Genomic DNA, 14,492 nt, shown 5'->3' on the forward strand with positions numbered 1-14,492 from the left:
CTTCGGTCCGGGCGGCGCCCCGGCCTCGTGCGGCCTCCCGGCTCAGGCGGCGCCCGCCGCGAAGGCCGTGGCCAGGGCCGTCGCCGGGTCCCGGTCCGACGGGCCCGCCGGAGCCCAGCGGCCGGCGGACTTGAGGTACGGCCACCAGCGACCGTCCTCGTCGAGCCGCAGCTGCGCCTCCGTGCCCACGGCCGTCCACCGCGCGCCGCCCGCCCGCCGCAGCGCCGGCCGCTCGTCGTCCTCCCAGGCCTCCGCCAGCCGCGCCCCGGCGCGGGCCAGCGCCTCGGCGTCCGGCGTCCACTCCTCCTCCAGTACGGCGAGGGCGGCGGCGCCCCCGAACCGCCACGCGCGCGTGGCGAGGTCCAGGTCCGCCCGCGACCGGCCCGAACCGGCGGCGAGCCGCGCCGCGATCCACGGAACGGGAGCACCCGCGGCGAGCCGCACCGCGTCCTGAGCTTCCGTCAGCCCGGCCTCCGCGCACCCCGGTACGTCCCCGTCCGCCCCCAGCGCCTCGACGAGCAGCCGGTGCGCGCGGCCCGCCGCGTCCGCCGCGAGGAATTCGAGGGCCGCAGGCTCCACCCCCGGCTCCGGCTCGGTGTCCGTGTCCAGGGACGGAACCCGGCCCGGCGCCTCCGGGGCGACCGGAGGCGCGGGCAGCGGCGGCAGCAGGAACGCCGACGCGTACGCCTCCTCGGCCGACACGCCCGGCATCCCCCCGGCGTCCTCGGAAGAACCGCCACCGTCCCCGTCGTGGGCCGCGGGGGCGGCGGCGCGCGAGGCACTGCGCGCCTGGAGCTGGTCGAGCAGGGCGCGCTCGCCGCGCCCGCGCATCAGGAGCAGGACGAAGGGGTCCTCGTCCAGGAGGCGCGCCACCTGGTAGCAGAGCGCCGCCGTGTGCGGGCAGTGGTCCCAGGCCTCGCAGCCGCACTCCGGATCGAGGTCGCCGACACCCGGCAGCAGGTCGATCCCGGCCACCGCCGCGTCCTCCACCAGGTGCGGCGGCATCTCGCGGTCGAGGAGCGCCGCGATGTGGCCCGCGCTGTCCACCGCGAGGTCGAGCAGCCGCTCCCACTCCTCCTCGGAGAACTCCCGCACCAGCACGTCGCTCCGGTGCGCCGTGCCGTCCCGGTCCTTGACCACCGCGGTGATCCGGCCGGGCCGCACCGACACGGCGCCCACCGCCCCCGCGCGCGCGTGGCGGCGCCCGGCCTTGAGCTGCTCGTTGTCGAGCGCCGTGTCCTCCAGGGCCTTGAGCCAGGTCAGGCCCCACCAGGTCCGGGTGAACGCCCCTCCCCGGGCCGGCGGCAGCGCTGCGAACGTCCGCTCGTCGTTCCCGTGCCCGTACTCGCTCATCGTCCGTCCCCTCGCAGTCGCACCAGCTCGGCCAGTTCGGCGTCGGTCAGTTCGGTCAGCTCCGGCGGCATGTCCCCGCCGGTGCCGAGGACGGAGTCCGCCAGCTCCCGCTTGCGGTCGAGCATCGCGGCGATCCGGTCCTCGATCGTGCCCTCGGCGATCAGCCGGTGGACCTGCACCGGCCGGTCCTGCCCGATCCGGTACGCGCGGTCGGTGGCCTGGGCCTCCACCGCCGGGTTCCACCAGCGGTCGTAGTGCACGACGTGCTCCGCGCGGGTGAGGTTGAGCCCCGTGCCGGCGGCCTTCAGGGACAGCAGGAAGACCGGGACCTCGCCGTCCTGGAAGCGGGCGACCATCGCCTCCCGCTCCGCGACCGGCGTGCCCCCGTGCAGGAACTGCGTCCGCACGCCCCGCGCCGCGAGGTGCGCCTCCAGGAGCCGGGCCATCCCCACGTACTGGGTGAAGACCAGGGTGGCGGCGCCCTCGGCGAGGATCGTGTCGAGGAGTTCGTCGAGCAGTTCCAGCTTGCCCGACCGTCCCTCGATCCTCGGGCCCTCCTCCTTGAGGTACTGGGCGGGGTGGTTGCAGATCTGCTTGAGGCCCGTCAGGAGCTTCACGACGAGACCGCGGCGCGCCATGCCGTCGGCAGCGGAGATCGCCGCCAGCGTCTCCCGCACCACCGCCTCGTACAGACCGGTCTGTTCGGGCGTCAGCGACACGGTCCGGTCGGTCTCCGTCTTCGGCGGCAGCTCGGGCGCGATGCCGGGGTCCGACTTGCGGCGGCGCAGCAGGAACGGCCGGACGAGCGCGGCGAGGCGCGCGGCGGCGGCCGGGTCCCCGCCTCCCTCGACGGCGGCGGCGAAGCGGGCGCGGAAGGCGCCCAGGGTGCCGAGGAGCCCCGGCGTGGTCCAGTCGAGGATCGCCCACAGCTCGGAGAGGTTGTTCTCCACCGGGGTGCCGGACAGCGCCACGCGTGCGCGTGCGCCGATGGTCCGCAGTCGGCGGGCCGTCGCCGAGTACGGGTTCTTGACGTGCTGGGCCTCGTCCGCGACGACGAGTCCCCAGTCCCGCCCGGCGAGCCGTTCGGCGTCGAGGCGCATCGTGCCGTACGTGGTGAGGACGAAGCCGCCGTCGGGGAGCCCTTCCAGGTCGCGGGTGGTGCCGTGGAAGCGGCGCACCGGCGTGCCGGGCGCGAACTTCTCGATCTCCCGCTGCCAGTTGCCCATGAGCGAGGTCGGGCAGACGACGAGGGTGGGTCCCGCCGACGCCGGGTCGGTCTGCCGGTGCAGGTGCAGGGCGATGACCGTGATGGTCTTGCCGAGGCCCATGTCGTCGGCGAGGCAGCCGCCGAGGCCGAGCGAGGTCATCCGGTGCAGCCAGTCGAGCCCGCGCAGCTGGTAGTCGCGCAGGGTCGCGGCGAGCGCGGCGGGCTGGGCCACCTCGGGCCGCCCGTCCTCGGGGTGCGCGAGCCGTTCCCGCAACCGCTCCAGCGGGCCGGTTGCCGCCACCTCGACGGTCCGCCCGTCGACCTCGGTCGTCCCGGTGAGGACGGCCGAGAGCGCGTCCACCGGCGTGACCTTGTGGTCCTGGTGGGTCCTGGCGCGGCGCACCTCGGCCGGATCGACGAGGACCCACCGGTCGCGCAGCCGCACGAGGGGCCGCCCGGCCTCGGCGAGCCGGTCGAGCTCGGCACGGGACAGCTCGTGCTCCCCCACGGCGAAACGCCAGTTGAAGGCGAGGAGGGAGTCGGCGGCGAGGAGGGCGGGCAGGGAGGAGGCACCCGCACCGGTACGAGCGCCGACATCGGTGTCGGTGTCTGCGCCGGTGTGGGCGTTGGCGTGGACATCGGTGTGGGCAGCGCCGGTATCTGTGTCGGTACCGGGCGCGTGCGGGCCGATCTCCACCCGGGCCGTCAGCCGGTCGGCGAGTTCGCGCGGCCAGTGGACCTGGACGCCAAGGGTCGCGAGGGCGTCGGCCGCCGGGCCCATGAGCTCCGCGACCTCCTCGTCGGCCAGCTCGACCGTGTCGGGCACGGCCGCCGACAGGAGCGGGGAGAGCGGGGGCCAGGCGCGGGCGGCGCGCCGGAGGGCGAGCAGGGCGTCCATGCGGGCGCGGGGCCCGAACGCCGCCCCGACCGGCCCGGAGCCCGACCACACCTCGGCCGCGTCCGCGACCAGGGCCGGATCGGCGACGCCGTGCAGCTGGAGCACCGCCCGGAAGCCGGGCGCCTCCTCCGACTCGGCGGTGAAGCCGGGCAGTTCGAGGCGGAGCGAGAGGCGGACGCCCGCGTCGTGCACGGCGGCCACGTCGGCCGCCCACGCCCGCTGCTCGGGGAACGTCCCCGGCTCCTCGGCCGCGAAGGCGGCTCCGCCGGCCGCCGACGGGGCCGCCGGGGTGCGCGGCAGGGTGTCCGCGACGGCGTCGGCGAAGGCCCGGAGCAGCGCCTCGGGTTCGGGCAACAGGGGCGGAGCGCCGGGGGAGGCGAGGGGGAGGGGTACGGCATGGGCCGTGGGCGGCATCGACGCGGCGAGCGTACGGAGCCTCTCCAACTCCTCGGGGCCGAGCGGTCCGGCCCGCCACGCGTCGTGGTCGCCGGGCGTGAGGCCGGGCAGGAGCAGACCGCGTGCCACGAGGTCGAGGGCGAGCAGCCCGGCGGCGCCCCAGAACGCGGCGGCGGGGGACGCGCCCTCCGAGAACCGGGCGCGGACGAGCAGCGGCAGGGCGGCCCGTACGGAGAGGACGCGGGCGTGGACGGTCACGGGCCGGAGGGTGTCCTCGTCCACGACCGTGAGTTCGTCCACGGCCATGGGTCCGCCCACGGTCGTGAGTGCGGTGCCGGCCGCGGGGGCTCCGGAGGGGTCCGGCAGCGGTTCGCCGTCCGGCGACCAGAAGGCGATCCGTCCGGCGCGGGGCGGATCGGCGGGGAGGAAGACTGCGGAGTGGCGGAAGAGCTTCCGGGCGGGTTCGCGGGCGGAATCATCGGGTCCGTGCGACAGCGACAACGCATTCCTCAAATTTGACTACTGGGGTCGAGCGGCCGAGGTTACCTCAAAAAATCGCCCGACGCGCCTTCAATTCGAGTGATCCACGCCACAGTACGGCTGTCCCTTACGGGGTGGGGCTCTCCCCACCCCGTCCCCCCGGAGCGCCCCCGGCCCGGGACGGGTGGTGACGCCATGGCTCCGGCCGGTCATGCGTCCGTACGTTCAGTGAGCGTCCACCGACCGCCCCGCCGATCCGCCGACCGCCCCACGGAAACCGGAGCCCGCCATGTCCCAGACCACCGTCCTGCCCCCGGTCGCCGCACCCCCCGCGGCGCCCGCCCGCGCCAGGGGCGGCAGCGAGTTCACCCCGCTCCTGCGGACGATCAGGGAACAGGGACTCCTCGCACACCGCCCCGGCTGGTACGCCCGCGCCATCGTCCTCAACCTCCTCGGCATCGCCGCCGTGGTGGCCGGGCTCGCCCTCGTCGGACCCTCCTGGTGGGCGCTCCCGCTCGCCGTCCCCCTCGCCCTGCTCTCCACCCGCGCCGCCTTCGTCGCCCACGACGCGGGCCACGCCCAGATCACCGCCGACCGCGGAACGAGCCGCGCCGTCCAGCTCGTCCACGCCAACCTCCTCCTCGGCATGAGCCGGGAGTGGTGGAACGACAAGCACAACCGCCACCACGCGAACCCCAACCACCTCGACAAGGATCCGGACGTCGCGGCCGACGTCCTCGTCTTCGCCGAGCACCAGACGGCGGGCCGCACGGGCCTGCGCGGCTTCCTCACCCGCCACCAGGCCGCGCTGTTCTTCCCGCTGACGACCCTGGAGGGCATCGCGCTCAAGGTGTACGGGATCCAGGGCCTGCTCGCGAAGGACGGCCCCTGCCGCACCCGGCGCGAGCGGCTCGTGGAGGGCGGCCTGCTCCTCGCCCACTTCGCCGGGTACGCGACCCTGCTGCTCACCCTCCTCACGCCCGCCCAGGCCCTGGTCTTCGCCCTGCTCCACCAGATGCTCCTCGGCGTCCACCTGGGCATGGCCTTCGCTCCCAACCACAAGGGCATGGACCGGCCGGACCAGCACGAGGACGGCGACAGCTGGGGCCATCTGCGCCGCCAGGTGCTCACCTCGCGCAACATCCGCGGCGGCGCCCTGACCGACTGGTTCCTCGGCGGCCTCAACTACCAGGTCGAGCACCACCTCTTCCCCAGCATGCCGCGCCCCAACCTCCGGCTCGCCCAGCCCGCCGTACGGGCCCACTGCGCCGCCCTCGGCGTGCCGTACACGGAGACCGGCTTCGTGGACTCGTACCGCCAGGCCCTCGGCCACCTGCACGAGGTGGGCGCGCCCCTGCGCTCCGGTGCCGTGCCGCCGGCCGGAGAAGGCACGACACCGGGGGAACTCACCCTGTCAGCGCGCAGGAGTTGACCACGTCACCACCTGCCGGCCGCGCGATCGTGCGGTCCGCGGGCGGCGCCGCGCCCTCCTCGACCCAGCGCGTCAGCGCGTCGAACGCCGAGCGGTAGCAGGGCAGGATCGGCCGCAGCCGGTCCGGGTGCGTGTCGTACAGGCCGTCGGTGTGCGTCCCGCCCTGCACCGTGTAGTACCGGTGCAGCCGGCCCCGCCCCCGGTCGTCGACCATCCGCGCGTACACGTCGGAACCGGTGGTGATGGGCAGCAGGGCGTCCAGGTCGCCGTGGAGCGTGATGAGGGGCTTGCCGATCCGCCCCGTGAGCGCGACCTTCGCGACGGCGCGGTGGACGGACGCGGGCCGGGAGGCGTAGTCGTACGACGCGTCCGAGGCGCAGGGAGCGAAGATCTCCTCCACGGTCCGGCCCGCGGTGGAACCGGGGCAGGCCGGGTCGTACGCGGGGTCGAACTCGGCCCGGAAGATCTTCTGCGTCAGCCCCCAGTAAGCCTGCTCGTGGTACGGCCAGAGGAAGCGCGAGTCCGGCGCGAAACCGGCCCCGACCAGGTCCTCGTCGGTGGCCCGCCCCAGGGAGCGCGCCACGGTGACGGGCAGGCTCGTCAGGAGGTTGGGGCCGTCGGCGGTCCACAGCACACCCTCCCAGTCGACCCCTCCGTCGTACAGCTCGGGCCGGTTCTCCAGCTGCCAGCGCGTCAGGTAGCCGGCGTTGGAGATGCCGGTCATGTACGTGCGCTCCGGCGCCCGCCCGTACCGCTGCCGTACGGCCTTCTTGGCGGCGAGCGTCAGCTCGGTCACCCGGCGGTTCCACTCGGCGACCGCGTCGCCGGGCCTCCGCCCGTCGGTGAAGAAGTCCGGGCCGGTGTTGCCCTTGTCGGTCGAGGCGTAGGCGAAGCCCCGGGTGAGCACCTGGTCCGAGATGAGCGCGTCCGTGGAGTACTGGCGGCGGGTGCCGGGCGCGCCGGTGACGACGAGCCCGCCGTTCCAGCGGTCCGGCAGCCGGACGACGAACTGCGCGTCGTGGGCCCAGCCGTGCGTGGCGTTGAGCCGCGAGTCGTCGGGGAAGTAGCCGTCGATCTGGACGCCCGGCACCCCCGAGGGATTGAGGGTCCCCTTAGCGGCGAGACCGGCCTGGTCCGCCATGTCGGTGTACGGCGTGCCCGCGAGCCCCGCGGTCGTCAGGTCGTCCAGACAGGCGGACCGCTGGTGTGCGGCACCGGGCACGTGGAGCCGGTCCTGACGCGCGCAGTGCGCGGCGGCCCCCGGCTCGGCCCCGGCGGGGGACGCGGGGGCGAGGACGGTGAACCCGGCCAGGAACGCGGCGAACAGGGAGACGCCCGGGAACAGGCGCATGGTGAGCCTCCGGTGGGACGGTGGAAGGAAAGGGGGATCGGCGCCACATCGTGCGGCGTGCCCCTTCCGCCGGACCATGGTCGGAGACCACACCTCGGGCCGCCGTCCTATGGGGCGCGCCCCGGACCGGGCCCCGGGCCGGGGCCTCGGTCCCGCCGCGTTCCCGGCTCATTAGGCTGCGGGGATGGACATTCCCTCGGTCGACGAGATCCGCGCGCTGCACAGAAAACACGCTCCTCATGAGGAGGCGCTCGAACTCGTCCTCACCCACTGCGAGATCGTGTGGCGGATCGCCGAACGCCTGCTTCCGCGCGCGGGCGGGAACCTCGATCCGGAGCTCGTGCGCGCGGGGTGCCTGCTGCACGACATCGGGGTGTACCGCCTGTACGACGCCGAGGGACGCCTCGACGGCCGGAACTACATACGGCACGGAATCCTGGGTCACGAGCTCCTGGCGGCCGAAGGGCTCCCGGAGGCCGTGTGCCGGTTCTGCTCGTGCCACACGGGCGTCGGACTGACCAAGGAGGACGTGCTCGCGCAGGGGCTGCCGCTGCCGCCGGCCGACTACGTCGCGGTCACGCCGGAGGAACGCCTGGTCATGTACGCGGACAAGTTCCACAGCAAGAGCACACCGCCGAGGTTCCTGTCCCCGGAGACCTACGCGGTGTCCGTGGGCCGGTTCGGCCCGGACAAGGTCGAGGCCTTCGGAGCGCTGCGCGCGGCGTACGGCGACCCGGAGCTCGACGGCCTGGCCGCCACGTACGGGCACGCCCTGACCTGAGACCCCGGAGTCACGGGAAACGGGGCCTGCTCAGGCCGGTCGTACGGCCATCGCGTCGAGGCCCTTGAGGAGCGCGGGCAGTCGCTCTCCCCGTGCCACCGGCAGCACCTCGCGCGGCAGCGCGTCGAGCAGGACGAACGCCATGTCGTCGGCCTTCGCCACGAGCGACCAGCCGGGGCCGTCCGCGCGCAGCAGCCGCGCGCCCTCCTCCGTGCCGGGGGCCGAGCGCACCCGCCCCACCGGAGGCGGCTCCTCCAGATAGGCGTGCAGCTCGTCCAGGGCCCTCCTGACGCCGTCGTACGGGTCGTCGCCCCCGGAGGCTCCGGCAGCTCCGGCGGGCGGGGCCGGCAGCGCGCCGCCACCGTCCGCGGCCCCCGGGACCGCGTCCTCCTCCCCGTACGTGCCGTCGTCGCCGATCCGGGACCGCCAGGCGGCCCACTGGAGCGCCACCTGATCGGCGCCCAGACGGCGCTGGACGGGGCCCCACTCGTCGCCCGACGGCGGGGTCAGCGGGGCGGGGTCGCCCTCCTCGGGCTCCGGGTCGTGCGGGGCCGGCACCCCCGGGGCCGCGGTGGCCACGGGGAGCGGCCAGCCCGGCAGCACGGCGACCATGGACCGCTCGTCGGGGGACAGGTCGTAGGCCATGCCGCAGTCCCAGGAGGAGATGGCCACGGCGACCAGGGAGACGTCGTCGACGACCACCGTCCAGCGGGCCCCCAGACCGTCCTGGCCGAAGACGAGGCCGTACCCCTCCGGGTGCGGCGCCAGTCCCAGGGCCGCGCAGGCCGCCGGATAGTCGTCCCCGAGCACGCTCGGGAAGCGCGCGGGCGTCAGCAGCGCGGCGGTCAGCACGAGCAGCGCGTCGGCGTCGCCGGCGCCCTCGGCGATCGGGTCCGTCCCAGCCACAGCGTCCTCCCCATCCGGTCGTCGGCGCACCTTAACCAGTGAGTAACCCGCGCGTCGAGGGCCCCGCCGCGGAAGGATGCGCCCGTCGGCCCGGCGTCACGTCGGTCCGTTCCGCAGGCCGAGCAGCGAGCGGGCCACGGCGAGCGGTGACTCGTTCCGCTGCCGGGCGAGGGCGACGAGGGCCCGGCAGGCCAGCTCGTTCACGCCGAAGGAGAGCGCCCCGGGGGAGACGCGGTTCGCCGCCTCCTCCGCCCGGACCTGGTCGTCCTCGGCGCACGCGGCCACGTACACCGCCGCCGCCTCGAAGAGGTTGTGCCCCTGCCGGGCGGGCCGCGCCGGCGCGGCGGGCCCGGGCGGCCTCCGGGCGAAGGAGAGGAGTCTGCGGAGTCTTTCCGGTACCTGCGTCACGGCCCGCCGCCTTCCCCGGGCACGGCTGCCCGGCAGGTCCACCGTAGACAGTGAAGTACCGGTGCAGAAGGGCGCGTTGGTGCCCGGGGCCCGGCTCACGAGGTCTCACGTGTCTCCGAGCCCGGCAGGAGGAGCGCCGGCGGTTCAACCCTCGCGGACGGCCAGGGCCAGGTAGCGCGCGTCCTCGTCGACGTACCGGACGAGCCGCCAGCCGGCCCCGGCGAGCAGGGGGCTCAGCCGGGGCTCGGCGCGCAGGTCGTCCGGCGACAGGGAGCGGCCGTGCCGTGCCGCCAGGGCGGCCCGCCCGATCGGGTGGAACAGCGCGAGCCGGCCCCCGGGCCGTACGACACGGGCGAGCTCCCGCAGACCGGCGGCGGGGTCCGCGAGGTGCGAGACGAGCCCCGCGCCGAAGACGGCGTCGAACGCGCCCTCGCGGACGGGGAGCCGGCCGACGTCGGCGAGCAGCAGCGCCCCGCCGTCCGCGCCGTCGCGCCCGGCGCGGACGGCCCGTTCGAGCATCTCGGGGGTGAGGTCCACCCCGACGACGGTGCCGGAGGGGCCGACGGCGGCGCGCAGCGGCGGCAGCGCGCGGCCGGTCCCGCAGCCCGCGTCGAGCACCGAGCCGCCCGGACGCAGCCCCAGCTCGGCCACGGCGGCGGCGTACGCGGGACCGTCGTCGGGGAACCGGTCGTCCCAGTCGGCGGCGCGGGCACCGAAGAACTCTCGGACGCGTGTGGGGTCGTCGCTCATGCGCTCATGATCCCGTACCCGGAGGGATGAGGGGGCGTGCGCCCGCCACCCGGAGGGGTGAACGTTCGGCACGGGCTTTCTGCGTGAGCGTTCGAACCCGGCGCGATCGTTCGGGGTCAGCTCTCTGTCATATTCCATCAGCTTTCGAAATGCGCCCCCGGTGCGCCCCCCGATGCGCACTAGCGTCCCTGGGCCATGGGACACCTGGACCACGCCGCCTTCGGCTGGCTTACCCCCGTGCTGTCGTACGCGATGGCCTGCATCGGCGCCGCCCTCGGGCTGCGCTGCACCGTACGGGCGCTCGCCGCGACCGGCCGGTCCCGGCGGAACTGGCTGCTCACCGCCGCTTCCGCGATCGGCAGCGGCATCTGGACGATGCACTTCGTGGCGATGCTCGGATTCGGGGTGAAGGGCACCGACATCCGCTACGACGTTCCGCTCACCGTCCTCAGCCTCGTCGTCGCGATGGGCGTCGTGGGCGTCGGCGTGTTCGCCGTCGGTCATGGACGCGACCGCGTCCGGTCCCTGCTGATCGGCGGACTGACCACCGGCATCGGCGTGGCGAGCATGCACTACCTGGGCATGGCCGCCCTCCGGCTCCACGGCCAGGTCCGGTACGACCCCCTGCTCGTCGGCCTCTCCGTCCTGATCGCCGTCGTCGCCGCCACGGCGGCGCTGTGGGCGGCCCTCCACATCCACGCGCCCGCGGCCGTGGCCGTCGCCTCGCTCGTCATGGGCGCGGCCGTCAGCAGCATGCACTACACCGGCATGCTCGCGGTGAGCGTCGAGGTCGTCCCGTCCGGCGCGGCCCTCCCCGGAGCCACGGTCATGCAGTTCGTCTTCCCGCTCGCCGTCGGCCTCGGCTCGTACCTCTTCATCACCGCCGCCTTCGTCGCCCTCTCCCCGACGGCCGGGGAACGCGCCGCGTACGCCTTCGCGGGGCGCCCCGCCGAACCGGACGGAGGCCCGGTGGACGCCGGTCCTCCCGGCCCCCGCACCGCCGAAGCCGTACGTACGCGCACGCGTACGCACTGACCCGGACGCACTCCCGCCGGTCGAGCCGCCCGCCCCGTCCCCCTACCGCCCCCATCGCACCAGAGACAGCCGCAGCCGGAACGAGGAGGCCATGCGAACTCCCCGCAGGACCAAGGACGCCGGGGTGCCGGCACCGCCGACCGCCGTGCGCGGGCGGCGCGCCCACGCGGGACCGCCCGCCGACGAACCGGAGGAGCACGCCCCCGGAACCTCCCCGGCGGCCGGTCGCACGGCCGCCGGGGCACCGCCCGCGCCTCCGGGCGCCGACGGCCCCTCCGCCCCGGCGGGAGACCGTGCCTCCGAGGGAACCCCGGTCTCCACGCAGGCCACGGTCCTCGCGAGCCCTTCCGCCTCCGGCTCCGGCGAAGACCGTGGCCGGCCCGCCGCGCGCACCGGTCCGCGCCCCCGTACGGTCCGCGCCAAGATCGTCTCGCTCCTGATGGTCCCGGTCGTCTCGCTCCTCGCCCTGTGGGGCTTCGCCACCGTCACCACCGCCCAGGACGTCGCCCGCCTCCACCGGATCCAGCGGCTCGGCGCCGAGGTCCGGGAGCCCGTGTCGGCCGCCCGCACGGCGCTCCAGGCCGAACGGCGCGCCGCCGTACGCCAGGTCGCGGCCCCCGGCGCCGCCCGGGCCACCGAGTTCGAGGACCGGACGCGCCGCACGGACGAAGCCGTCGACCGGCTCCGCCTGGACGAGACCCACACCATCGGCGACACCGGGGACCTGCCCGACGAGGTCGCCGACCGGGTGAGCGCGTTCGTCGGCAAGGTCGAGGGCCTCGCCCTGCTCCGTACCGCCGCGGCCGAAGGACGGGCCGACTGGGACCAGGTGTACACCGAGTACACCGGGGCGATCTCCGCCGCCTTTGCCGTCGACGGCGCCCTCAGTGGCGTCCAGGACGCCGAACGGGGAGCCGAAGCGCGCGTACTCCTGGAATTCGGCCGGGCGGGCGAGATGCTGTCCCGCGAGGACGCCCTCCTCGGCTCCGCCCACCTCACCGGCAAGCTCACCGCCGACCGGCTGCGCGCCTTCTCCGGAGCCGTCGAGACCCGCCGCGCCCTCGCCGCCTCGGCCACCGCCGACCTGCCCGCCGCCGAACGCGCCGCGTGGACCCGGCTCGCCACCGGCGCCGACCACACCCGGCTCACCCGCGCCGAGGACCTGGTCCGGGCCGCGAGCCCCGGTCGCCCCGCCGCCCAGGCGGTCACCTCCGCCGACTGGGACGCCCCCCTCGCCGCCGTACGCGACGGACTCGCCGCGATCGAGGCCGACGCCCATGCCGGAGCGGCCGACCGCACCGACCCCTTCGCCGGGGGCGCCCTCACCACCGGCGGCGCCGCGGTGCTCTTCGGCCTCGTGGCCGTCGTGGCCTCCCTCCTCGTCTCCGTACGGATCGGGCGCGGCCTCGTCGTCGAACTCGTCGGCCTCCGCAACACCGCCCTCGGCATCGCGCGCCGCGAACTCCCCGACGCCATGCGCCGGCTGCGCGCCGGCGAGGAGATCGACATCCGGGCCGAGGCGCCGGCCGGACCCGACTCCCAGGACGAGATCGGCCAGGTCGGCGAGGCCCTCGCCACCGTCCACCGCGCGGCCCTCTCCGCCGCCGTCGAACGCGCCGAACTCGCCGACGGAATCTCCGGCGTCTTCGTCAACCTCGCCCGCCGCAGCCAGGTCCTCGTCCACCGCCAGCTCAACCTCCTGGACGCCATGGAGCGGCGCGCCGACGGCCCCGGCGAGCTCGACGACCTCTTCCGGCTCGACCACCTCACCACCCGCATGCGACGCCACGCGGAGAGCCTGATCATCCTCTCCGGCGCCGCCCCCGGCCGCGCCTGGCGCAGGCCCGTCCCCCTCACCGACGTCGTCCGCGCCGCCGTCTCCGAAATCGAGGACTACGCGCGCGTGGAGGTGCCCCGGCTCCCGGAGACGGCCGTCGTCGGCGGCGCGGTCGCCGACCTCACCCACCTCCTGGCCGAACTCGTCGAGAACGCCACCCAGTTCTCCCCGCCCCACACCAAGGTGCGCGTCAGCGGCGAACCCGTCGGCAACGGCTACGCCCTGGAGATCGAGGACCGGGGACTCGGCATGGGCAAGGAGAGCCTCGCCGAGGCCAACGCCCGCATCGCCCGGGCCGAGGACCTCGACCTCTTCGACAGCGACCGGCTCGGCCTCTTCGTGGTCAGCCGGCTCTCCGCCCGTCACGACATCAAGGTCCACCTGCGGCCCTCCCCCTACGGCGGGACGACGGCCGTCGTGCTGCTGCCCACCGACGTCCTCCAGGGCGCGCTTCCGCCGGGGCGCGGCGCACCGGAGGACGGCCCCGGGGAGACCCGGCCCGCCGGGGAACGGCCCGACCCGGCCCGCTCCGGGGACGCACACCGGGCGGCCCCGCGGCCGCAGGGGAGCGGGCGGCACGGGAACCCGCCGCAGCGTCCCGACGGGGCCCTGACACCGCTGCCCCGGATCCCGTCACCCTCCCGCCCACAGCCCCTGCCGCGCCCGACCGCCGTCCCCGCGCTCACGGCGCATCCGGGGCTCGGGCCGGAACCCGGACCGCACCCGGTGCCGAAACCCGCTCCGAAAACCGGCCCGGACGCCGGGACGGAACCCGGACCGAAACCGGGGTCGGTACCCGCCGGGGTCACCGCCCTGCGCCCCCGCGGTTCCTCCGTACAGCCACCCGGAACACCGGCCGGCGGTCCCGCCGCTCCCGCCGCCTCCGACGGGGGACTGCCCCGCCGCGTACGGCAGGCGAGCCTCGTCCCGCAGCTGCGCGAGGCACCGCCCCAGGAGCCGGTCTCCGTACCGGCCCCGCCCGGCGCGGACGCCCGCACCCCGGAACGGGTCCGGGAGCGGATGACGGCCTACCAGGACGGCTGGCGGCGGGGCGGACACCCGGCCCCGGGCGGCAGACGCCCGCTCGGTACGGGCACAGGCGCGGGCATCGGGCCCGGCACCAGCACCAGCACCGCCGCCGGTATCGGCACGGGCCACGACCGCGGTCGCACCGGACCCGCCCCCCTGTACGCCCCCCACCCCGAAGGAGACGACGCATGATCGACCACGAGAGGGTCTCCCACCACCGCTCCGGCGAACTCGACTGGCTCCTCGACGACCTCGTGGCGAGGGTCCGAGAGGTCCGCCACACCGTGGTGCTCTCCAGCGACGGACTCGCCGTCGGGGCCTCCAGCGACCTCGGCCGCGAGGACGCCGAACACCTCGCCGCCATCGCCTCCGGCTTCCACAGCCTCGCCAAGGGCGCGGGGCGCCAGTTCGGCACCGGCGGGGTCCGCCAGACGATGGTCGAGATGGACGACGGCTTCCTCTTCGTGGTGGCCGCCGGGGACGGCTCCTGCCTCGCCGTCCTCAGCTCGGCGAACGCCGACATCGGCCTCGTCGCCTACGAGATGGCCCGTCTCGTCAAACGCGTCGGCGAGCACCTGCACACCCCGCCGCGCCTCACGGTGACCCCGCCGGCCGTCGGCTGACCCGGA

Annotated in this window: 11 protein-coding genes; 5 read left to right on the forward strand and 6 right to left on the reverse strand. The window is 75.6% G+C overall.

All coding sequences use genetic code 11. The features are described 5' to 3' along the window. Positions 1–42 precede the first annotated feature (42 nt). Complete coding sequence (locus CP977_RS32310; RefSeq protein ID WP_062760064.1) at positions 43–1,353, reverse strand: SWIM zinc finger family protein; 1,311 nt, start codon at positions 1,351–1,353, stop codon at positions 43–45. Beyond that, positions 1,350–4,355: a DEAD/DEAH box helicase gene (locus tag CP977_RS32315; protein ID WP_167309017.1), complete on the reverse strand. Its 3,006-nt coding sequence runs from the start codon at positions 4,353–4,355 to the stop codon at positions 1,350–1,352. The genes CP977_RS32310 and CP977_RS32315 overlap by 4 nt, the downstream gene beginning before the upstream one ends. A 268-nt stretch (positions 4,356–4,623) precedes the next feature. Between CP977_RS32315 and CP977_RS32320 the strand changes: the two genes are divergently transcribed. Next, positions 4,624–5,766 (forward strand): fatty acid desaturase family protein, encoded by a 1,143-nt coding sequence (locus tag CP977_RS32320; RefSeq protein ID WP_229991444.1) that lies wholly within the window; start codon positions 4,624–4,626, stop codon positions 5,764–5,766. On the opposite strand, the gene CP977_RS32325 is transcribed toward CP977_RS32320, so the two are convergent. Beyond that, positions 5,741–7,117: a tannase/feruloyl esterase family alpha/beta hydrolase gene (locus tag CP977_RS32325; protein ID WP_152371348.1), complete on the reverse strand. Its 1,377-nt coding sequence runs from the start codon at positions 7,115–7,117 to the stop codon at positions 5,741–5,743. The two genes, CP977_RS32320 and CP977_RS32325, sit on opposite strands and share 26 nt — an antisense overlap. A gap of 184 nt (positions 7,118–7,301) precedes the next feature. On the opposite strand from CP977_RS32325, the gene CP977_RS32330 reads away from it, so the two are divergent. Continuing rightward, positions 7,302–7,898: an HD domain-containing protein gene (locus tag CP977_RS32330; protein WP_152371349.1), complete on the forward strand. Its 597-nt coding sequence runs from the start codon at positions 7,302–7,304 to the stop codon at positions 7,896–7,898. A gap of 30 nt (positions 7,899–7,928) precedes the next feature. Here the strand turns inward: CP977_RS32330 and CP977_RS32335 are convergent, their stop codons facing one another. The 3 genes from CP977_RS32335 to CP977_RS32345 form a co-directional block, all read right to left on the reverse strand. Then, positions 7,929–8,804, reverse strand: coding sequence for a hypothetical protein (locus tag CP977_RS32335; protein ID WP_062760067.1), 876 nt, complete (start codon positions 8,802–8,804; stop codon positions 7,929–7,931). A 96-nt stretch (positions 8,805–8,900) separates the two neighbouring features. After that, a complete protein-coding gene (locus tag CP977_RS32340) occupies positions 8,901–9,212 on the reverse strand; it encodes a hypothetical protein (protein ID WP_062760068.1) in 312 nt (103 codons plus the stop codon). A gap of 144 nt (positions 9,213–9,356) precedes the next feature. Continuing rightward, the gene (locus CP977_RS32345; protein WP_062760069.1) at positions 9,357–9,962 is read right to left on the reverse strand and encodes a class I SAM-dependent methyltransferase; all 606 of its coding nucleotides are present in this window, start codon (positions 9,960–9,962) and stop codon (positions 9,357–9,359) included. Between the two features lie 195 nt (positions 9,963–10,157). On the opposite strand from CP977_RS32345, the gene CP977_RS32350 reads away from it, so the two are divergent. The 3 genes from CP977_RS32350 (at position 10,158) to CP977_RS32360 (ending at position 14,486) form a co-directional block, all read left to right on the forward strand. Next, positions 10,158–10,997 (forward strand): MHYT domain-containing protein, encoded by an 840-nt coding sequence (locus CP977_RS32350; protein WP_062760070.1) that lies wholly within the window; start codon positions 10,158–10,160, stop codon positions 10,995–10,997. A gap of 91 nt (positions 10,998–11,088) precedes the next feature. Further along, positions 11,089–14,055: a sensor histidine kinase gene (locus CP977_RS32355; RefSeq protein ID WP_152371350.1), complete on the forward strand. Its 2,967-nt coding sequence runs from the start codon at positions 11,089–11,091 to the stop codon at positions 14,053–14,055. After that, the gene (locus CP977_RS32360; RefSeq protein WP_062760072.1) at positions 14,052–14,486 is read left to right on the forward strand and encodes a roadblock/LC7 domain-containing protein; all 435 of its coding nucleotides are present in this window, start codon (positions 14,052–14,054) and stop codon (positions 14,484–14,486) included. Before CP977_RS32355 ends, CP977_RS32360 begins: the two co-directional genes overlap by 4 nt. Positions 14,487–14,492: the final 6 nt, after the last annotated feature.

This window comes from Streptomyces cinereoruber (genome assembly GCF_009299385.1).
GTDB lineage: Bacteria > Actinomycetota > Actinomycetes > Streptomycetales > Streptomycetaceae > Streptomyces > Streptomyces bikiniensis.